General features: G+C 31.6%; 18 protein-coding genes. 13 read left to right on the plus strand and 5 right to left on the minus strand.

Annotated elements, in window-relative coordinates; genetic code table 11:
• The first annotated feature begins 41 nt into the window (after positions 1-41).
• The 5 genes from nikA to ACNMOQ_RS00525 are packed head-to-tail and all read left to right on the plus strand — an operon-like array spanning position 42 to position 4,769.
• Positions 42-1,520, plus strand: a complete 1,479-nt coding sequence (nikA, locus tag ACNMOQ_RS00505; RefSeq protein ID WP_416350067.1) for a nickel ABC transporter substrate-binding protein — start codon at positions 42-44, stop codon at positions 1,518-1,520.
• Positions 1,517-2,494 carry a nickel ABC transporter permease gene (nikB, locus tag ACNMOQ_RS00510; protein ID WP_147640513.1) on the plus strand — a complete coding sequence of 326 codons (978 nt, stop codon included), beginning with the start codon at positions 1,517-1,519 and terminating at the stop codon, positions 2,492-2,494. Before nikA ends, nikB begins: the two co-directional genes overlap by 4 nt.
• Entirely contained in the window at positions 2,494-3,315 is an 822-nt protein-coding gene (gene nikC, locus ACNMOQ_RS00515) for a nickel transporter permease (protein WP_416350068.1), read from the plus strand. Before nikB ends, nikC begins: the two co-directional genes overlap by 1 nt.
• Positions 3,308-4,087 carry an ATP-binding cassette domain-containing protein gene (locus ACNMOQ_RS00520; protein ID WP_416350069.1) on the plus strand — a complete coding sequence of 260 codons (780 nt, stop codon included), beginning with the start codon at positions 3,308-3,310 and terminating at the stop codon, positions 4,085-4,087. The genes nikC and ACNMOQ_RS00520 overlap by 8 nt, the downstream gene beginning before the upstream one ends.
• The gene (locus ACNMOQ_RS00525; protein WP_257504312.1) at positions 4,080-4,769 is read left to right on the plus strand and encodes an ATP-binding cassette domain-containing protein; all 690 of its coding nucleotides are present in this window, start codon (positions 4,080-4,082) and stop codon (positions 4,767-4,769) included. The genes ACNMOQ_RS00520 and ACNMOQ_RS00525 overlap by 8 nt, the downstream gene beginning before the upstream one ends.
• Positions 4,770-4,903: 134 nt before the next feature.
• Here the strand turns inward: ACNMOQ_RS00525 and ACNMOQ_RS00530 are convergent, their stop codons facing one another.
• Together ACNMOQ_RS00530 and ACNMOQ_RS00535 are read right to left on the minus strand one after the other, a co-directional pair.
• Positions 4,904-5,071 carry a hypothetical protein gene (locus tag ACNMOQ_RS00530; protein WP_416350070.1) on the minus strand — a complete coding sequence of 56 codons (168 nt, stop codon included), beginning with the start codon at positions 5,069-5,071 and terminating at the stop codon, positions 4,904-4,906.
• Positions 5,072-5,288: 217 nt separating this feature from the next.
• Positions 5,289-5,600, minus strand: coding sequence for a hypothetical protein (locus ACNMOQ_RS00535; protein WP_416350071.1), 312 nt, complete (start codon positions 5,598-5,600; stop codon positions 5,289-5,291).
• Between the two features lie 171 nt (positions 5,601-5,771).
• On the opposite strand from ACNMOQ_RS00535, the gene ACNMOQ_RS00540 reads away from it, so the two are divergent.
• Positions 5,772-5,936, plus strand: coding sequence for a ribbon-helix-helix domain-containing protein (locus ACNMOQ_RS00540; protein WP_416350072.1), 165 nt, complete (start codon positions 5,772-5,774; stop codon positions 5,934-5,936).
• A gap of 393 nt (positions 5,937-6,329) precedes the next feature.
• Positions 6,330-7,082, plus strand: a complete 753-nt coding sequence (locus ACNMOQ_RS00545) for a PIG-L deacetylase family protein (RefSeq protein ID WP_416350073.1) — start codon at positions 6,330-6,332, stop codon at positions 7,080-7,082.
• A gap of 394 nt (positions 7,083-7,476) precedes the next feature.
• On the opposite strand, the gene ACNMOQ_RS00550 is transcribed toward ACNMOQ_RS00545, so the two are convergent.
• The 3 genes from ACNMOQ_RS00550 to ACNMOQ_RS00560 form a co-directional block, all read right to left on the minus strand.
• A complete protein-coding gene (locus ACNMOQ_RS00550; protein WP_416350074.1) occupies positions 7,477-8,151 on the minus strand; it encodes an IS6 family transposase in 675 nt (224 codons plus the stop codon).
• A gap of 212 nt (positions 8,152-8,363) precedes the next feature.
• Positions 8,364-11,489: a YhgE/Pip family protein gene (locus tag ACNMOQ_RS00555; RefSeq protein ID WP_416350075.1), complete on the minus strand. Its 3,126-nt coding sequence runs from the start codon at positions 11,487-11,489 to the stop codon at positions 8,364-8,366.
• 280 nt (positions 11,490-11,769) lie between these two features.
• On the minus strand, positions 11,770-13,236 hold the full coding sequence (locus tag ACNMOQ_RS00560; RefSeq protein ID WP_416350076.1) for an aldehyde dehydrogenase family protein: 1,467 nt from the start codon (positions 13,234-13,236) through the stop codon (positions 11,770-11,772).
• A gap of 268 nt (positions 13,237-13,504) precedes the next feature.
• Here ACNMOQ_RS00560 and ACNMOQ_RS00565 point away from each other — a divergent pair, with 268 nt between their 5' ends.
• The 6 genes from ACNMOQ_RS00565 to ACNMOQ_RS00590 all read left to right on the plus strand — a co-directional run bounded on the left by ACNMOQ_RS00565 (position 13,505) and on the right by ACNMOQ_RS00590 (position 20,992).
• A complete protein-coding gene (locus ACNMOQ_RS00565; protein WP_416350077.1) occupies positions 13,505-15,184 on the plus strand; it encodes a thiamine pyrophosphate-binding protein in 1,680 nt (559 codons plus the stop codon).
• Between the two features lie 313 nt (positions 15,185-15,497).
• Positions 15,498-15,986, plus strand: coding sequence for a glycosyl-4,4'-diaponeurosporenoate acyltransferase CrtO family protein (locus ACNMOQ_RS00570; RefSeq protein WP_416350078.1), 489 nt, complete (start codon positions 15,498-15,500; stop codon positions 15,984-15,986).
• A complete protein-coding gene (locus ACNMOQ_RS00575; protein ID WP_416350079.1) occupies positions 15,979-17,472 on the plus strand; it encodes a phytoene desaturase family protein in 1,494 nt (497 codons plus the stop codon). Before ACNMOQ_RS00570 ends, ACNMOQ_RS00575 begins: the two co-directional genes overlap by 8 nt.
• The gene (locus ACNMOQ_RS00580) at positions 17,473-18,618 is read left to right on the plus strand and encodes a glycosyltransferase family 2 protein (RefSeq protein ID WP_416350080.1); all 1,146 of its coding nucleotides are present in this window, start codon (positions 17,473-17,475) and stop codon (positions 18,616-18,618) included.
• Positions 18,615-19,490, plus strand: a complete 876-nt coding sequence (locus ACNMOQ_RS00585; RefSeq protein WP_416350081.1) for a phytoene/squalene synthase family protein — start codon at positions 18,615-18,617, stop codon at positions 19,488-19,490. Before ACNMOQ_RS00580 ends, ACNMOQ_RS00585 begins: the two co-directional genes overlap by 4 nt.
• Entirely contained in the window at positions 19,487-20,992 is a 1,506-nt protein-coding gene (locus ACNMOQ_RS00590) for a phytoene desaturase family protein (RefSeq protein WP_416350082.1), read from the plus strand. The genes ACNMOQ_RS00585 and ACNMOQ_RS00590 overlap by 4 nt, the downstream gene beginning before the upstream one ends.
• The last annotated feature ends 53 nt before the right edge of the window (positions 20,993-21,045 follow it).

The raw sequence follows: 21,045 nt of genomic DNA on the forward strand, positions 1-21,045 counted from the left end.
TAAATTATAATTTTATATTAATTTTGAAATGAGGTATGTACATGAAGAAATTCATCGCGGTATTGGCTTCTACAGCAGTTATATTAGCGGGTTGTGGCGGTTCTGGAAGCCAGTCTAAAGGAAAGACATTAGATGTAGAGTTACCATTAAAGACAACATCAATTGCACCATATGAAACAGATGTTCCAGTTAAAATCGGAGCAGCAGAATCATTATTTAAAGCTACAGCTGATGGAGAAGTTCAGAAATTATTAGTTAAATCTTATAAACAAACATCATCAACACAATTAGATTTAACATTAAAGGACGATATTAAATTCCAAAATGGCAAGAAAGTGACTGGAGAAGCAGTCAAAGCAAGCTTGGAAGAAAGTATGAAAAAAAGTGATTTAGTAAAAGGATCACTACCTATTAAAAATATAAAAGCTGATGGTCAAAAAGTATCGATTACGACGAAAGATGCTTACCCTGAATTAATATCAGAATTGGCTAGTCCTTTCTCAGCAATTTACGATACAAAAGCTGAAGGTGATATAAATAAAACACCTGTCGGCACTGGGCCGTATCAAATAAAATCTTATAAACAATCGCAAAAAATTCAATTAGATCGAAATAAAGATTATTGGCAAGGTAAACCTAAACTGGATCATATCAATGTTACATACCAAGAAGATGGTAACGTACGAACAAGTGACTTAGATTCAGGTAAAGCTGATGTGATTACAGATGTGCCAGTTGAAAAAGTAAAATCGTTGAAAAACAATGATAAAACAAAAGTTTCAGCTGTATCTGGTTTTAGAACTGGGTTAGTGTTGTATAACCATACAAGCGATAAAATGACAAAACCTGTACGTGAAGCGTTAGATAAAGTGATAGATCGTAAAGGTATCACGGATAGCGTATCAAAAGGCCATGCAAAACCAGCTACTGGACCTTTCAATACTAAGTTAGACTTTATTAAAGATAAGAGCGTACAAAAGCAAGATGTAGAAGCAGCTAAGAAATTAATGGAAAAAGAAGGATATACGAAAGAAAATCCATTGAAACTGACAGTTTCTACTTACAACGGGCGACCTGAACTACCTAAATTAGCACAAGTTATTCAATCAGATGCTAAAAAAGCGAATATTGATATTACAATACGTAACGTGGACGACATTCTAGGTTATTTAAAAGATCAAAGTCAATGGGACGCCTCACTTTATAGTTTTGGCACTATTCCAAGAGGTGATACTGGTTACTTCTTTAATCAAGCTTATAAACCTGAAGGCGCAATCAATGATGGCGGTTATAACAATAAAAAAGTAACTTCTTTAATCGATGAATTAAATAAAACGGTAGATAGAGATGAGCGTAATCGTATTACAAATGAAATCATTGATATTACAAGTGGTGACATAGCAAACAGTTATATTTCATACAATGACAACATTGTTGGTATGAATAAAGATGTAGAAAACTTAAAAGCTACGCCTGAAGGCATATATCTTATTGATTATAAGGTAGATATCAAACAATGATATTAAAAAATATACTTTCTAGAATTGGACAAATGATCATCGTATTATTTGTCCTTTCTACTATCACTTTTATATTAATGAAATTCACGCCAGGCGACCCTATTGATAAAGTCTTACATTTAGATGTAGCGAACGTATCAAGTGAACAAATAGAAGAAACAAAAGCAAGATTAGGATTAGATCAGTCTCCTGTAGTTCAATACTTTCAGTGGCTGGGCCAAATCGTACAATTAAATTTTGGAACGAGTTACCAAACAGGAGAGCCAGTAATCAATGAATTGATTTTTTATACGCCTCCAACTGCATTTATAGCGATATTAACAATCATTATAGTGTTTATAGTTGCCGTTCCTTCAGGAATAGTGGCAGCTAAATACTATCACACATGGGTAGATACTTTTATTCGATCAGTCACTTCATTGACTGTGAGTATCCCATCATTCTTCTTAGGGACGATATTGATCTATTTATTTGCACAAAAACTTAATCTATTACCATCATCTGGTTTAGACTCGATGGCAGGGTATATTATGCCTGTCATAGCGCTAAGTGTAAGTATGAGCGCATACTATGTAAGATTGATGCGTTCAAACTTAGTAGAACTGTACAATTCTAAAGAAGTAGAAGCGGCGAGGTTAAGAGGGATGTCAGAACGATATATTCTATGGAAAGATTTATTTAAGCCAGCGATTATTCCCGTAATTACTGTACTAGGTATGTCTGTAGGTAGTTTAATCGGTGGAACAGTTGTTATTGAAAACTTATTTGGCATTCCAGGTATAGGTTATTTCCTCGTAGATAGCATTAGAGCAAGAGATTATCCAGTAGTACAAGGTGTAGTAATCATGATTGGTTTCTTTGTAGTACTTGCTAATACTGTTAGTGACTTACTGCTCTTATGGTTGGACCCGAAACGTCGATATAATAAAAGTAGCCGTTCAAACAAGCGTAATAGTCAGGACGGTGAAATATAATGAAACGTATAAATAAACAAAATTTGATATTTGATATATTTATAATTTATTTACTGATACTTGTTGTAGCTCAATTCTTAGCTTCAACGGATAGTGCACTTGAAGTAAACCTTGGTAGTACTTTGGAGCTTCCAAGTATGTCGCATTGGTTAGGTACTGATGATTACGGTAGAGACTTATTATCAAGAGTCATAATAGGCGCTAGATATACATTGATTATCAGTTTAATCACTTTACTTATAACAGTTGTTATTGGCGTGCCACTTGGTCTTTTAGCTGGTTATAAAAAAGGCATTGTCGATACGGTGATTATGAGAATTATTGATGTCGGTTTAAGCATTCCTGAATTTGTATTGATGATAGCTTTAGCAAGTTTCTTTAAACCGAGTATTTGGAACTTAGTCATAGCGATTACCATTATAAAATGGATGACTTATACTAGGCTTACACGTTCAATTGTAAGCAGTGAAATAGGTAAGCCATACATCCAAATGGCAAAGCTATTCAATGTGCCAACACGTACAATTATTTTTAAGCATTTTTTACCACAAGTCACACCTTCAATTATCGTCTTGATGACAGTTGATTTTGGTAAAATTATCTTATATATATCATCACTATCTTTCTTAGGTTTAGGTGCACAACCACCTTCTCCAGAGTGGGGGGCAATGCTTAATGCAGGCAGAGACTATATTAGTTCATATCCGTTATTATTACTCGTACCAGCATTTTTAATCACTTTAACAATTTTATTGTTCAATTTAGCTGGTGATGCATTGCGAGATAAATTATTAAAAGGAAAGCATGATGCCGATGGTTAACATTTTAGAAATATCTAACTTAACAATAAAAGATAGTGCTGGAGAATCACTTGTACAACATCTTGATTTGGCGTTACGTAAAAGTAAAGTTAACGTTTTAGTAGGTGAAAGTGGATCTGGTAAAAGTTTGACTGCAAAAGCACTTGTACAACAAGTACCAAAATCATTAGAAACACATTTTGATACATTGAAATACAAAGATGAATCAGTGACGGACATGCGTAAATTACTAGGAAAAGAAATAGGGTTTATATCCCAAGATTATACTCACAGCTTTAATGATCATACTAAATTAGGTAAACAGCTCGTTGCTATTTATAGAATGCATTATAAAGTTGATAAAGCAATGGCCATTAAATATGTAAAGCAAGCGCTCGGATGGGTTGATTTAGATCCAGAACAAATTTTGAAGCGGTATCGATTCAGCTTATCAGGTGGTCAACTTGCGAGAGTACAGATTGCGAGCGTCTTGATGTTAAATCCAAGCTTAATTATTGCAGATGAACCAACATCCTCATTAGACGCTATAACAGGATATAATGTGATGAATTTAATTAAGCATTTAGCAGAAGTACATCAAGTGACTTTATTAATGATTACGCATAATTTATCACACGTACTTGATTTTAGTGATTGGATTAATGTTATCCAAAACGGAAAATTAGTCGATTCAAACCATGTTCAAGCTTTTAAAGATGAAAATGTAAAACCATATAGTCTAGAGCTATTTAATGCACGTAGTCAATTAAGAAAGGGTGAAACGCATGATTGAAATGAAACATGTTAACTTTGCGTATAAACAAACACCCGTTTTAAAAGATATTAATCTAACAATTAAACCCGATGAAAAAGTTGGAATAGTCGGTGAAAGTGGTTCTGGTAAGACAACATTAGCACATATAATGTTAGGACTATTAAAAAATTATCAAGGTGATTATTCAACAAATGGTTTAAGTATGTTGCCAATATTCCAACACGCATATAATAGTTTTAATCCAAAATTTAAAATTAAAACATCACTAGAAGAACCTATAAGATACTATAAAAACATCCAATCAGAAACAGTTCGTGAACGTCTAGAAACGTTGATGAAATATATGCAATTAGACGAAAAACTATTAGAGCGATTTCCAGACGAACTAAGCGGTGGCCAATTACAAAGATTTAATACAATACGCACATTAATGTTAGAACCAGACATGCTAGTATGCGATGAAATTACAGCAAGCCTAGATGTAATAGCAGAACAAAGAATGATTAAAGTTCTAAAAGCCTATTACGAACAAACAAATAAAGGCATGCTTATGATTTCACACGACATAGCCTTCTTAAATCAATTCGTAGATCGTATTATCGTTATGAAAGAAGGAGAAATACTAGACGACTTTAAAATAGAACAACTATTTAACGAAGAACGACATCAATATACAAAACAGCTACTTTCTATATATTAGGAAGTAGCTGTTTTGTATAGAGTTGTATTAAAAAAGAAAGAATATTTTTAATGATTTTCTAAAATTTTCCCATTTTTTCAGACAAATAATATTTATTGTTAAATTCTATTATTACATTTTCCTTTAATAAATTTTTAGTTGTATATTAAAGATGCGATACCTATTCCAGTTATTATTAATGGGAGTAGATATACTGAATATACGTCTGTTTTTATATAAAAATAAAAAAGTGAAAAAGATAAAAATGCTACGATGAAATAAACTGGTATAACATTAACTTTCCAAAGTATAGAAATTTCCATTAACATCACCCACAATTTTTTGTTAGAAACATGAAGCTGCGGCTCCTGTCATACCTCCAGATACTCCTCCAACTATTCCTCCGGCGGCTGTTTCAACTCCAGGTAGAGCACTACCTGCAGCAGCACCACCTAGAGCACCTGTACCTAGTCTACATTTTAATCCTTCTTTCCAACCTCTAGTTTGAACACTTTTTTAATAACATCAACTTGTATATTTTCACCATTTTTTATATGATAGTGCTACTGGGTCTCCGTTTTTATCTTTAGCTTCATAAGGTAATTCTTCTGTTTTACCAGTTGAATTATCCGTTAATTTAGCAGTGCCATTGTCTTTGATTTCATAAGAAATATTTTTATTTAGTTTTATAAAAGCTTGTAATTCGTTGATTGCTTGGAATTCTCCAACATTTTGATTGTTTGTTTCTTGTGATGCTTGGATAGAATCTGTATGTATTATATTAGTTCCAACTACACTTCCCGTTAAAATGCTTGTACTTAATAATACTTTTGAAATAATATTGCTTTTCATAAATTCATCCCTTTTATATATGTGTTAATATAATCATTTTCGTTTTTTAGGAGATTAAACATTAAGAAATATCTTAGTTTATATTTTGGATTTTGAACTGTTTTTTCTTATCTTGTTTTAGTTTTTACAGAATAGAATAGACTTATTAATAGTTGGAAAAGGGGAATAAAAATGGTTCGTACAAAAGTAGGTATAACATTAACAGAAGATACGTTGAAAAGACTTGAAGAAATTGCAGAACAAATGGGTTTAAGTAAATCGCAGGCTATTTCTATGTTGATTAATAAAGAGTATTTAAGTAAGTATCAAGGAGAAGATAAAGTATTTAAGGCATAAAAAAAGCCTTAATCAATTAGACCAAGACTTTTGATAGTGTTATATTAATAACAAAATAAAAATGCCAAAGAAATATTCTGGAATGAAATTTTTCCCATAAAAATAAGCAAAATTCAACATATTCCTATCCAAAAATAGCATGTACATTTTTAGGGTATAGGAAGCAAGGTACCTTAATACAAAGCCCTTCAAAGACATTACAAGAATACGATTGGATATATAATGCTTATAATTTTGTCAAAAAAGGCTTTTACTATTCAAAATCTCAAAATGCAGTTGAAAATACAATCGTATGTTCTTTTCAATCTGAAAATTTAGAAGATTACAATTCTAAAAGAGATGCTTTAATTTCTTATCAAAAGGAATTTATTTTTAAATGAGGAGAGGTTCATTGTGATAAGTCATGAGAAGATTGATATTTTTACAGCTAATAAAATATTATTTATACAACCTCACCCTGATGATAATGAATTATTTGCAGGAGGGACTGTAGCAAAATTAGTTGATAATAATATTGAAGTTCACTATTTATCCATAACAAATGGAGGAAAAGGATCCATATATAAAAATTTATTAGAACATGAAATAGAAGCAATTAGGATTAAAGAACAAATAAAAGCTGGAAATATTTTAGGAGTAACTAATTTCCATTGGTTAAATTATCCTGATGGAAGTATATATGATAATGAATCTTTTAGAAAAGATATAGTGAAATATATAAGGATAATTAAACCTGATATTATATTCACAGTAGATCCTTGGCTAGACTATGAAACTCATTTAGATCATATCAATACTGGAAAAGTAGTTTCTTTTGCTGCCAGAACTAGTTCAAATCACCTTTTTTATCCTGAACTTTTTAGAGAAGGAATAAAAACTCATAAGGTTAGTGCTATCGCTTATTATTCAACAAGTAATCCAAATACTTTTATTAATATCAAAGAATATAAAGATATTAAATTTTCAGCAATTGGTGAACATAAAAGCCAATTTACTTATGAATACTTAGTAGATATAAAAAAGCACTTTAAGAATATTTCATTTGAAATTTCTAATAAATATTTAGGAAGTAAACAACATATAGAATCTTTCAAAATTCTACCATTAAATCTTTTACATAGTAATATAAATGCTAGAGATATGTAAAATTTTGTAACAATAACTTTGTTTCATACATTTAATAAAAAAGAGTAATTACTATAAGTTAATAAATAACAGAACCATTAAATTTTATAGTAAAAAAGTTATACTTATTTGATTATTTCTTTGATGTCCTACAAATCTTAGGCAGCAATTAGACCTACCATTTTCCTTTTATTTATTGCCTTTAAGAGACAATTTCTAATTAGCGTTTTATTTTGTAACTTCCTTATGATGATATAAGAGCGAAACTTAAAATAGCCTTCGAGTATCAAAAAATAATTTTATATAAATCTTTCTTTGTAGATTTTTTCAGAATTGAGATTTGAAAGCAATTTTGGTTCTGTTGCAAAGTCAGAAAAAATATAGCTAATCACCATTTTATCATGTCAATGTTCTCTTAACTGGCTAACATGTAACTAATTTCGTGGCACGGCGAAAATCCGTAGATCTGAAGAGACCTGCGGTTCTTTTTATATAATCCGTAAATACATTCAATACCTTTTAAAGTATTCTTTGCCGTATTGATACTTTGATACCTTGTCTTTCTCAACTTAATATGACGATGATCTTGTTCAATGAGGTTATTGAGATATTTAGATGTACAATGACAGTTAGGGTTAAGTTTAAACTCTTTAATTACTTTAGTCATTGTTAACTTCGTTGAAGGTGCCTGGTCTGTAATAATCATTTGAGGTTTGCCGAACTGTTTTATAAGGCGTTTTATAAACGCATATGCAGAATGATTATCTCGTTGCTTACGCAACCAAATATCTAGTGTATATCCATCGGCATCAATCGCACGATACAAATAACACCATTTCCCTTTGATTTTGATATATGTCTCATCAACACGCCATTTATAATACGCTTTTTTATGCTTTTTCTTCCAAATTTGATACAAAATAGGTGCATACTCTTGAACCCAACGGTAGACTGTTGAGTGATGAACATTAACACCACGTTCTCTTAATATTTCAGATATATCACGATAACTTAATGCGTATCTTAAGTAGTAGCCAACGGCTACAATTATGACGTCCTTGTTAAACTGTTTATATCTGAAATTGTTCATACAGAAGACTCCTTTTTGTTAAATTATACTTTAAAATTAACTTTGCAACAGAACCTGTTATCTTATATATTTAAAAGATAATATGATATAAATCACTTTATAGAATTTTAGATATTGCAATATATGCACTTTCAAGATTAATATTATAAATAAAATCGCCCAATCCAGTAGTTAATTTCTACGGATTGGGCGACTAATTTTGCTACATGAAGTTATTCCATTAAATAACTATCTTCAGCGCGTTTACTTGTTTTGTTTTTCCATGGATCCAGTATCGGTTTAACGATAAATCCTATTGTGAATATAACGACTCCAAATAATACAAGGAATATTATATTATAAATTAAAATTTCTGGTACTACACCACCAACCGCTTCTCTTAATGCATCTACAGCATAAGTAAATGGTAAGAATGGGTGTATTGCCTGGAAGAATTTTGGTGTAACTTGTATAGGGAATGTTCCACCGCCTCCTGCAATTTGTAATACCATTATAACGATTGCTAAAGCTTTACCAACGTTACCGAATAGAGATACTAATGTATATACTATGCTGATAAATACTATCGAAACGAGTACAGATAGTAATATAAATAATAGTCTATTATCAATAGCAGCGCCTAAGATAAACATATCTCCTAGTGACACGATGATTGATTGCATAACACCTATAATTATGAATATAAAGCTCTTTCCAACGAATGTTTGTCTTAATGAATACTTATTCTTAATTTCTGGATTTTTAATATCTGTCGTTAATAAGTTAGATAATAGTAAAGCACCTACCCAAATAGCTAAAGATGTATAGAAAGGTGTACTAGCTGTTCCGTAGTTAGGAACACTAAATAACGATTCTTCTTTTAATTCTATTGGATGTGCGATAATATCTGCTTGTTTCTTCAAATCATTTTTTAATAATTTTATAAGTTCATGAACAGTATCATCTTCATCTATTTCTCTAACTTTGTTTGCAGCTTTTTTAATATCTTTTTCAATACCTGGTAAATCATTTCGTGCAAATTCTGCTAAGTCATGAATTTCTTTTTGTGCTTCTGGCAAGTTGTCATCTACTAATTGAACAGCGCGATCGTATTTATCAATCATTGCTGGTAAATCATTATTTGAAAACTGTGCTAAATTTTCTACTTCTGATTGAACGTTTGGCAGTTCATTTTCAACGTAATAAGCACCTTTTCCTACTTGTTCTTTAAATTTAGGGAAGTTTGTCTGTGCAACTTCATTAATGTTATTAAACTTTCTTTCAAGTTCTGGTAATTCATTATTAATGCTTACTAATAAATCGTGCCCATTTTGTAATGAGCTTTTTCCAGTTTGAATGACATTTTCTATCATGTTCATTGAACTTCTGATAGTAGAGATATCGTCGATACCTTTATTTAACGCTTGATCAATTTGATTGACGCCTTCCATTAAGGTAGTTTTAAAATCACTGCTCGTATATTTCATTAAATTATCTAAAGATAGTAAATTAGAATCTATTAATTTATCTAATGCCAATACTTCTTCTTTTCCAGATTTACCGTCATTTAAAGCGTTAATAAGGTTGCTTTGGCCATTAATTACGCTTTGTAAATCTTTGTTAGCTGATTCAAATTGTGAAATTGCTTTTGAAGTATCAATACCTTCAGATTTCTTAAGTTCATTTAAAATATCAATCATTGAATTATTAAATTCTACACCTTGTTTTAATCGTGATTGATTATTTTTCACAGTATCTGCAAGTTGTTTGCTGTCTTGACTCATCAATATACTTTGATTGATTGACTGCATACTTTCTAAATCTTTTTTATTCATTGTTGCTTGTTCATTGCTGTAGTCTGCTAGCGCTGTTAATGATTCGCTAAGTGCTGATTTCATTTCTTTTAATTCTTGATCATTTAATACTTCTTTAGAAGAATGATTGTTGTCTGGATTGTCTTCTTTATTAGCGTTTTCTCCATCTTCATCGTAAGCTTGTTGAGTTGTTACGATATCATTTCCATTTTCATTCTCTTCAGTTGATTCTGTTTCTTCTTTTGAAGCATCTGATTTTTCTTTATTATTTTCTTGTTCCTCAGCACTTTGATCAGTGTTATTATCTTCTTCGCTTTGTTCTTCTGATTGCTCTTTAGGTTGTTCTTCAGTTTTATTTTCTTCTTTGTTATTATCATCGTTTTCTTTGTTATTATCATCGTTTTCTTTATTACTATCTTGTTGCTCTTTATTTTGATTATCTTTAGGTTCTTCTTTATTTGAATCTGATTGTTCTTTGTTATCTTTATTATCTTTGTCTTCTTCTGATTTCAATTTTTCGTTAGCTTTTTCAGTTTTTTCCTGAGCTTTTTTAGCATCTGCTTCATACTTATCCAATTTATTATTTAATTCAGGCAAGTATTGTTCTGCTTTATTGATAGCCGTTAATGCTTTTTCAGATGCTTCAATACCTTGAGGAACACCTTTATTTATTTTAGGAAATTGCTCTTGTACTTTATTAGCTTTTGCTAATGCACTTTCAATTTCAGGCATTTTAGCATTAAGCGCAGTAATTAATTTAGCAGCTTGGTTAATCTCACCCATTTTACTGTTTACTTCATTAATCTTGTCTACACCTTCATTAATATCTCCTTTGTAATTACCTAGCGCTTCGAATTCATCTTTATAATGAGTGATGTCATCTTGATGTTCGTCAATTTCTATTACCTTTTCTTTAAATTCTTCTATTTTAGGAAGATTATCTTCAGCGGTAAATACAGCATTTTTAATTTTACTCATAGTAGGTAATTCATTTTCAATGTCTAAACCGACTTGATTCGCTTCTTTTAATAATGCTTGCGTAGCATTCTCGCCAAATTCTTTGTTTAAAGAATCTACAATTGAAGATGCACCAGCGTTGGTCATTTTAGGTGCAATAGCATTTAATTTCTCGTTTACTTTGTAATCGATGACTGCTTTCTTTGGTTTTTTATTATATATACTTGTGACTTCTTCAGAAAAAGTCTTATGTAAATATATAGAGGCATAATAATCACCTTTTTCTACACCATTGTCAGCCTTTTTACGATTTACAAATTCCCATCCGAACTTATCGTTTTTCTTTAACTGTTTAACTAATTGGTCACCTACGTTAATATCTTTCCCTTCAACTTTGGCACCTTTATCCTCGTTTACGACCGCAATTTTAATACCTTCAGTATTGTTGTAAGGGTCCCATGTAGAACTTAAATTAAACCAAGCATAGAATGATGGCAAAATTGAAAGCCCTAATAATAATATAATTACAAACGGCACACGTCTTATATTTTTAATGTCTTCTATAAAAATTTCAAATGGTTTTTTCAAAAGCACAACTCCTTATCTATTAGTACACGCCATGTACTATAATAATCAATACCGTTATCATAACCCATGTTCAAAATCAATTCAATAATATTTTTACTATATCACTATATTTATTTGGTCTTATATATCTCTAAAAGCGATAGTAATAGGTATATCAGTATATTAAAATAGAATACCTTTCTATTTTATATTTGCGATTTTCAATAGAAAAAGCCCCTTTCAAAGAACGAAGTTTTAATGTCTACTTTGAAAGAGGCTATTTGAAATTGTATTTTATTAATTACTCGCTAAACCAATTTATTTTATTTAATTGCTTACTAATATTGATTTGTTTTACTTCTTGGAAAGATTCTAAACCGTAAGTACCTAACCCTCGGCCTATACCAGAATGTTTATAGCCACCCCAAGGATTTTCATTGAAAGCAGTATGGTAATCATTAACCCACGTGATACCTGCTTTTACTTTACGAATAACACGAAGGGCGCGCTCTTGATCGTCTGTGAACACAGCGCCTGCTAATCCGTATTTTGTATTATTGGCAAGTTGTATTGCTTCAGCTTCAGTTTTGAATTTTTGGAATACAGCGACCGGTCCGAAAATTTCTTCTTGGACTATACGCATTTCTGGTGTAGTATCACCAAATGCTGTAGGAGCGATGAAGTATCCATTTTGATGTTCATCTTCTGTTAATGGATAACCTCCACATAATAGTTTGGCACCTTCATTTTGTCCGATATTAATATAATTTAATATCTTTTCATATTGATCTTTATTAGTAATTGCACCCATTTCTGAATTTTCATCCATACCTGGTCCTACTTTAATTTTGCTTGCGCGCTCAGTAAACTTTTCTACGAATACATCATAAATATTTTCATGTAATAAAATACGTGAACCTGATGTACATACTTGTCCAGCACCCATATAAATACCGTATAGCGCTATATCTACCGCTGCATCAATATTTGTATCTTCAAATATGATATTAGGTGATTTACCACCAAGTTCTAAAGATACATTTTTAAGTGTAGTTGTAGCGTTTCTCATAATATGTTGGCCAGTCTTTGTGCTTCCAGTAAATGAAATCATATCCACATCATCATTAGATGTCATTTCATCTCCTATAATTGCGCCATCGCCCATAATCAAGTTTGCAACACCGTCCGGTAGACTAACCGATTCAAATATTTCAAATAAACGATGTAATGTCATTGGTGTGCTTTCTGCTGGCTTTACGACAATCGTATTACCTGCTGCGAGTGCAGGTGCGATTTTCCAAACAGCCATTAAAAGAGGGAAGTTCCAAGGCACAATTAAACTCACTACTCCAACAGGTTCGTGAACAATGAAGCTTTCTGTTTCGTCATTATCAATTGTTTGTTCCTGTGTTTCATTCTGAATTAATTCACTATAATATCTAAAGCAACTTGCTGAATCTTGGACATCATAACGGGATTCTGCTAAAGTTTTTCCATTATTTAAAGTTTCTATTTTAGCAAGTTCATCTTCATGCGCTTCAATTTGATCGGCAATTTTTTCTAAATAATTTGCGCGTATCTCCACATCTAACTCCGACCAATTTGAAGAATCAAACGCTTGCCTTGCAGCTTTAATCCCATCTTTAGCATCTTGACGTTTCCCTTCTGCAACTTGCGCAAGTACTTCACTTGTCGCTGGATTTATAATTTCTCTAGTTTTTAAACCATCTCGCCAATTTCCATCTATATACATTTGTAATCGTCCCATATTTGCAACCTCCCAAAATGTTGTTCACTATAATACTAGATAAAATTAGTTTTTTTAGCAAATTGCACAAAATCACATATAAGTTCAAAATACTGATATATATGTGAAATGAGTTGATATAATACATTTTAAAAATATTATTTGTATAATGCTACAAAAATAAAAGTATGGAAAGTTGAATTAATAATAAACAGTGTTACCATAATATAGTCAGTTCGATTACTAGCTTTTAGATTTTATTAATTATTTTATAAAAGGGGTTATTAATATGAATAATAAAATTGATTATACAGTTGCAAATGTCATAGTAGATAAATTAATAGAGGCAGATGTCGATACAATTTTTGGGATTGTCAGTATACATAATATGCCGATTTATAATGCGATTGCCCAAGATGGGCGCATCAAGCTTGTTACAGCGCGTGGTGAAAGTGGTGCTGTAAATATGGCAGATGGTTATGCACGTACGAGTGGAAAAATGGGTGTAGTGCTTACAAGTACTGGTGCAGGTGCTGGAAATGGTGCGGGATCTTTAACAGAATCTTGGAATGCAGAAACACCGCTTTTACATATTACGGGTGAGATTGATTCAAACTATATCGGTAAACATAAGCGTTACATTCATGAATGTAAAGATGAGTTAGGCATGATGGAAGCTGCAAGTAAAGCTGCTTATCAATTAGATTCACCATATCAAATTCATGACTTTATGTCTCATGCTATAAAAGAAGCACAAAATACCCCAACGGGACCAATTACAGCAATTATTCCTACGAATTTACAACATGTGAAACTGCCGAAGCATGAAGTAATAGAAACAGCTACTCAAGTTGAACAACAAGATATTGTGATACCTGAAGAAGTTATAGAAATGATTGTAAATGCGAAAAAACCAATCATTTGGGTAGGCGGCGGTGTAATTAAAGCAGGTGCGACAGACGCTTTACAACACCTTGTAAATAAATTGCAGGCCGCAGTGATTACGAGCGAATCAGGTAAAGGTGCATATCCAGAAACTTCAGATCTATGTTTAGCAAATAATTCAGTACATCCTGAAGTTACGAAATTATTGAAAGAATCAGATGTTTTAATTACAATAGGAACGCATTTGCGTGGTGAAGATACGCTGAATTGGGAGCTCGAATTACCGCAAACACATATTGATATTAATTCAAACCCAGAACACATCAATAAGAACTATATTGCATCTAAATCAATCATTGGGGATGCAAACACAGTTTTAGAATCATTAAATCATGCACTTAAATCAAAGCATGTACAAATTGATGAAAGTTATGTTAAACAAATTGCTAATATTAAAGCTCAGATGTATAAAGCATTAAGCGATGATGTTTCACCTTACAACCAAATTGCTGAAAGTATGAATCAATTGCTTGCAGATGATGATGTTGTCGTAAGAGATGTCACTGTGCCAGCATACTGGTGGGGCAATCATTTAATTCAATTTACGAAACCTCGCACATCAGTTTATACAGTAGGCGGTGGTATTGGACAAGGTTTGCCATTAGCTATCGGTGCACAAATGGGCACAAAACAACGTCGCGTAGTTAATATGGCTGGTGACGGAGGATTTATGGTCAATGCTGGAGAATTAGCTACACTTGCTGAACAAGATTTACCAGTTATCACTTTGCTATTTAAAGATGGTGGCTACGGTATTTTACGTTATTTACAAAGTGCAGCTTATGATTATAACGAAGGTGTGGATCTTCATACACCAGACTTTAAAATGCTAAGTGAGTCTGTAGGTATACATGCAGAAGTAGTTGAAAATATAGACGAATTCCATAAAACTTTCGAGTACGCACTACAACTTAATAAACCTGCTTTTATTATTGTTGATATGGATAAAGTTGGACCTACAAATGTTTCTTATTCAGAAGATGAAGCGTATATAGAAAGCTTCCGTCCACAAGAAAAGTTCTAAAATACAAGAGTTAAAAACATCAAGCTGTTAGTTAAAAGTAACGGTTTGATGTTTTTATTTTATATAAATATTTAAAATATTTTCTATTTATAACCAATGTTTTTCAAATTATTTTTTAAGTTATATTTTAAATAATAATTTTATTTAATAATAGTTTACATAAGTATATATAGGGTACTATTTAAACAAGAGATTAGAGCTCTTGCCAAGTTATTCACCATGAAAGCGAGTTAGAGGGATTAAAGTCCTGACTCGCTTTTTTTAATCACAAACGAATTTTAAATTAACATAAAACTCATTAGGAGAATAAATAATGAAAAGGCTAATACTATCCATTTCTGTGTACTGGTTTGTTGTACAAATGATTATTTCTACATTGGGTACTTTAATAGATAAACGTTACTTCGAAAAATATCATTTTTTATTTAAATCATGGCCAATTGAATCAGAAGGAAGGCTATGGGAAAAGTTATTTAAAGTGAAATCTTGGAAGAAATTACTTCCAGATGGACACAAAATGAATCACGCAATTAAAAGTAAAAAGACTATAGAAGAATTAGAATCTGAACAGTACATCAATGATTTTATTTTAGAAACGAGAAGGGCTGAATTTATACATCTGTTATCTATGTTGCCAGCTTCAGTATTCTTGAAATCATCTAGAAAAGTTAAATTTATAAATATTGTATACGCAATTGTTTCTAATGTACCTATTATCATTGTCCAACGTTATAATAGGCCGAAATTAGAAAGGTTTTATTATAAAAAGTTCGTTGAAAGAAAGGGGGAACACAATGAATAAAAATATAGTTGTCATTGGAGGTGGCTTAGGTGGTATTTCTGCTGCCATTAGAATGGCTCAAGAAGGCTATACAGTAGATTTATATGAACAAAATAATCATATTGGTGGGAAAGTAAATCGCTTAGATGTTGAAGACTTTGGATTTGATTTAGGGCCTTCTATTTTAACGATGCCTAAAATATTTAAGCGACTTTTTAATTATAGTAACCGTAATTTAGAAGATTATGTCACTATTAAAAAGCTTGATTTACAAATTAGAAATTTCTTTCCAGATGGCACGGTTTTAGATTTTTATGATCAAATAGAAGATATTTTAAAAAATAATGAAATGGTAACTGAAAAAGATGCAAAAGAACTCAACAATTTTATGAATTATGCGAAAAGCATTCATGATATTGCAGAAAAAGGCTACTTTAATGAGGGTTTAGATAGTTTAACTTCTATTGTTAAATATCATGGTCCTTTTGAAGCTTTAAAGAAATTCGATTATTTTCATACGATGCAACAAGCCATTAACAAGAGGATTACTAATGAATATTTAAGAGAAATTCTTGGTTATTTCATTAAATATGTTGGGTCTTCTTCCTATGATGCCCCAGCAGTTTTAACACTTTTACCTCAAATGCAGTTTGAAGAAGGCTTATGGTACGTAGAAGGTGGTATTCACAAATTAGCAGATGCGATGAAACAACTTGCAGAAGAATCAGGCGTGAATATTCATTTAGGAGAGAAAGTGATTGATATGCATTTGAATGATTCTAAAGATATTGAATCTATCATTTTAGAAAACGGTCCAACAATTTATGCTGATTACTTTATTTCAAATATGGAAGTATTGCCTTTATATCAAAAATTATTAAATTTCGAACAAAACAAAATAGATAAATTAGAAAAAAAGTACGAACCTGCTAGCTCAGGTTATGTTATCCATTTAGGCGTGAATAAACTGTATCCTCAATTAAAGCATCATAACTTTTTCTTTTCATCGAATTCTAAAAGGAACTATGACGAAGTGTTTCATAAATATCAATTACCTCAAGATCCAACGATTTATGTTGTAAATCCTAATAAAACGGACGCTACTCAAGCAACTAATGGGTACGAAAATATAAAAATTTTACCGCATATACCTTATATACAAGATAAACCTTTTACTGAAGCACAATACAAAGCATTCTATGAGTTAATTCTGGATAAGTTAGAAAATATGGGTTTAACAGATTTAAGGAAACATATCGTATATGAAGATATCTGGACGCCCAATAGAATTGCTTTAACGTACGGTTCTCATAAAGGGGCTATATACGGAGTAGTATCTGATCGTAAGAAAAATAAAGGTTTTAAATTTCCTAAACATAGTAAATACGTTAATAATTTATACTTTGTTGGTGGAACAGTTAACCCTGGAGCAGGTATGCCAATGGTTACTTTAAGTGGAATGCAAGTTGCAGATATGCTGATTCAAAAGAAAGAAAGCAGTGATTAAATGATCGGAATAAACTATTTTATTTCATTAATGATTGTTATTTGGTCGATGATTAGCGGCAAGTTGATGTTCCTTTACAGAAGATTGATTGATGTTAACCAAATGACAGCAGAAACACCGCCAATTAGTATTATTATACCTGCTCGAAATGAACAATCTAATCTTCCGAAGTTATTAAAATCTATCAATGCAAACAATACAAAGACTGAAGTAATAGTCGTTGATGATGACTCTACTGATGATACTCTTGGAGTCGCTGAAGCATATGGTGCCAAGGCAATCCAAGTGAGCGGGCACTCTAAATATAAAGGTAAATCTAATGCATGTTGGCAAGGAGCATTACAAGCTAGTCATTCATTTTTACTTTTTATAGATGCTGACGTTGAATTGACAGCAAAAGAAAGTTTGTCACGTATATACGGACAATATGAGAAGCAGTCATGTAAAGGCCTATTATCTATTCAGCCATACCATATGATTAAGAATAAATATGAAAATTTATCAGCTATCTTTAATTTATTTACATTAGTCGGTATGAACGCATTTTCATATAAGCATCACAACAATAAAAATATAGGAGCTTTTGGACCAGTTGTATTTACAAATAAACAAGATTATTTAACAACTGAAGGCCATCTCAACGCACAAGGAGCTATTATAGAAGGTTTTGCAATTAGCAAAGCTTATGACAAGTTAGGCTTACCTGTGGAAATATATGAAGGAGCAAATATCGTTAACTTTAGAATGTATCCAGAAGGATTATCAAGCTTAGTCAATGGGTGGTCTAAACATTTTGCTTCAGGTTCATCTATCACGAAACGAAGTGTGATGTTTATGACGATGAGTTGGTTATTTGGATCAATTACATCTGTCTTACTCATAATATTTGGGTTAAAGAAAAGTATGAAAGCTCTGATAATATCGTTAATAATGTATGGAAGTTATGCGTTACAATTTCTAATTTTAATTAAAAGAGTAGGGAATTTTAATAAAGTAATATCACTATTACATCCTGTTTTTTCATTATGCTTTGTCATCATTCACGCAAAATCATGGATGGATATACATGTGTTTAAAACAGTTAAATGGAAAGATAGAAAAATAGATTTGAATGCTAAATTGGAATCTAGAGGTGAGAAGAAATGAAACAGTTAGATAAAGACTATAATTATTGTCATAACATTATGAAGACCCACTCAAAAACTTTTTCTTATGCTTTTGATTTTTTGAAAATAGATAAAAAAAGAGCAGTTTGGACTGTTTATGCGGTTTGTCGCATTATAGACGATAGTATTGATAGAGATCAAGACTTAAATCAGTTATTAAAAATAGAGTCCGATTTAGATGCTATTTATAATGATGATTCTAAAGATTTTGAAAGTAATGTTGCTATTATGAGAGCATTTAAAGACACACTGAAACATTATGCTATACCACATCAACCTCTCTTAACATTAATCCAATATGTTAAAAATGATTTAGAATTACGTCAAATTAAGACGGAAGAACAGTTCTTTAATTATTGCTACGGTGTGGCGGGTACAGTTGGAGAACTATTGATACCTATATTAGCTTCGGAAAATTATAGTAATTATTCATCAGCAAGAGAAGCTGGTATTGATTTAGGTAAAGCAATGCAAATCACTAATATATTAAGAGATGTTGGGGAAGATTTTAAAGAAAATCGAGTTTATATAAGTGAAGAGAAGTTAAATCAATATGAAATAAAACTATCAAACATTTATCAACATGGTGTTACAAAATCCTATATCAATCTATGGGAGAGTTATGCTTATGAAGCACGTCTATTGTATGAAAAAGCTTTAAATAGAATTAAATATTTTGATGAAGATGTGCAATATATTATTGAATTGGCTGCTCGTGCTTATTTTGAAATTTTAGAAGAAGTAAGAAAATCGAATTACACTTTGCATACAAAAGTTTATGTAAATAAAGTGAGAAAGATATCAATATATAATGAAATCATGTCAAAATATAAAAGGAGGGGAACACCATGAAGGTTGGAATTATAGGTGGAGGCGTTTCAGGCTTGGCTGCTGCAGCAAGGTTATCTGCAAACGGACATCAAGTTGATCTATATGAAAAAGGGGAGCAAGTTGGTGGTAGAATGAACCAAATCAAACAAGATGGATTTACGTTTGATATGGGTCCAACTATTGTCATGATGCCTGAAATATATCGTGATGTATTCAGTTACGCAAATAGAAACATGGATGAATACTTAGAAATTAAACAGTTACCTTACATTTATGATGTCTATTTTAGTGAGGATGATAAAGTAAGAGTTCCGACGGATTTAGCTCAACTAAAAGACATGTTAGAAGGTATTGAACCTGGTTCCACACATGGCTTCATGTCTTTTCTAACTGACATATACAAAAGATACGAAATTGCTCGAAAATACTTTTTGGAGCGTGCTTTTAGAAAGCCAACAGATTTCTATAATCCATTTACTTTGTACCAAGGCTCGAAATTAAAAACACTCGATACTGCTGATAAGCTTATTGCAAAATATGTAGATAATGAAAAAATTCAAAAGTTATTAGCATTTCAAACGTTGTATATTGGTATAGATCCAAAACGTAGCCCCTCTTTATATTCAATTATACCTATGATTGAGCTTATGTTTGGAGTTCACTTTATCAAAGGTGGCATGTATAGTTTTGTAAATGCACTTGAACAGTTAAATCGAGAATTAGGCACTCAAATTTATACGAATTCAAGCGTTGATGAAATCATAATTGATCAAAGGTTTAAGCGTGCGGAAGGTCTAAAAATAAATGATAAAATTGAAAAATATGACAAAATATTATGCACGGCAGATTTTCCTTATGCTAAATCAGAATTAATAAAAAAAGAAAACCAGCCTAAAAAATATACTACTGAAAAAATTAATAATATGGAATATTCCTGTTCAGCATTTTTAATGTATTTAGGTTTAGACAAAGACTTAACAGATGAACTTTTGATACATAATATTGTTTTCTCAGAAGATTTTAGCAATAACATTGAAGAGATTTTCGAAGGGGAACTATCAGAAGATCCATCCATTTACGTATACGCTCCTAGCGTAGAAGATGAAACATTAGCACCAGAAGGAAAAACAGGTGTATATGTATTAATGCCTGTTTCAGAATTAAAAACAGGTAAAGTCGATTGGTCAGATGAGAAACCCATCAAACACGCGAAAAATATCATTTATAAAAAGTTATCAACTGTAAAATCATTAAACAACATAGAAGAACATATAGTGACAGAAATGATATTTACCCCAGAAGATTTCAAAGATAAATACAATGCTAAATTCGGATCAGCATTCGGTTTAATGCCAACATTGGCACAAAGTAATTATTATAGACCACCCAATGTAAGTAGAGAATATGCTAACTTATACTTCGCAGGCGCAAGCGTACACCCAGGCGCTGGCGTACCAATCGTACTTACAAGCGCAAAAATTACAGTCGAAGAAATGCTGAAAGATATGAAAGATGGGAAATAGGCAATAGGTTTAAATTACGAAAAAAATGATGATCCCACAATTGCACGTTTATC

Origin of the sequence: Mammaliicoccus lentus, assembly GCF_947036595.1 — a bacterium.
In the GTDB taxonomy this organism is placed as follows: Bacteria; Bacillota; Bacilli; order Staphylococcales; family Staphylococcaceae; genus Mammaliicoccus; species Mammaliicoccus lentus.

Bases quoted from the DNA above. Each gene is read 5' to 3' on its own strand.
- nikA (WP_416350067.1), top strand. From the start codon at position 42: ATGAAGAAATTCATCGCGGTATTGGCTTCTACAGCAGTTATATTAGCG.
- nikB (WP_147640513.1), top strand. From the start codon at position 1,517: ATGATATTAAAAAATATACTTTCTAGAATTGGACAAATGATCATCGTA.
- nikC (WP_416350068.1), top strand. From the start codon at position 2,494: ATGAAACGTATAAATAAACAAAATTTGATATTTGATATATTTATAATT.
- ACNMOQ_RS00520 (WP_416350069.1), top strand. From the start codon at position 3,308: ATGGTTAACATTTTAGAAATATCTAACTTAACAATAAAAGATAGTGCT.
- ACNMOQ_RS00525 (WP_257504312.1), top strand. From the start codon at position 4,080: ATGATTGAAATGAAACATGTTAACTTTGCGTATAAACAAACACCCGTT.
- ACNMOQ_RS00530 (WP_416350070.1), bottom strand. From the start codon at position 5,071: ATGGAAATTTCTATACTTTGGAAAGTTAATGTTATACCAGTTTATTTC.
- ACNMOQ_RS00535 (WP_416350071.1), bottom strand. From the start codon at position 5,600: ATGAAAAGCAATATTATTTCAAAAGTATTATTAAGTACAAGCATTTTA.
- ACNMOQ_RS00540 (WP_416350072.1), top strand. From the start codon at position 5,772: ATGGTTCGTACAAAAGTAGGTATAACATTAACAGAAGATACGTTGAAA.
- ACNMOQ_RS00550 (WP_416350074.1), bottom strand. From the start codon at position 8,151: ATGAACAATTTCAGATATAAACAGTTTAACAAGGACGTCATAATTGTA.
- ACNMOQ_RS00560 (WP_416350076.1), bottom strand. From the start codon at position 13,236: ATGGGACGATTACAAATGTATATAGATGGAAATTGGCGAGATGGTTTA.
- ACNMOQ_RS00565 (WP_416350077.1), top strand. From the start codon at position 13,505: ATGAATAATAAAATTGATTATACAGTTGCAAATGTCATAGTAGATAAA.
- ACNMOQ_RS00570 (WP_416350078.1), top strand. From the start codon at position 15,498: ATGAAAAGGCTAATACTATCCATTTCTGTGTACTGGTTTGTTGTACAA.
- ACNMOQ_RS00575 (WP_416350079.1), top strand. From the start codon at position 15,979: ATGAATAAAAATATAGTTGTCATTGGAGGTGGCTTAGGTGGTATTTCT.
- ACNMOQ_RS00580 (WP_416350080.1), top strand. From the start codon at position 17,473: ATGATCGGAATAAACTATTTTATTTCATTAATGATTGTTATTTGGTCG.
- ACNMOQ_RS00585 (WP_416350081.1), top strand. From the start codon at position 18,615: ATGAAACAGTTAGATAAAGACTATAATTATTGTCATAACATTATGAAG.
- ACNMOQ_RS00590 (WP_416350082.1), top strand. From the start codon at position 19,487: ATGAAGGTTGGAATTATAGGTGGAGGCGTTTCAGGCTTGGCTGCTGCA.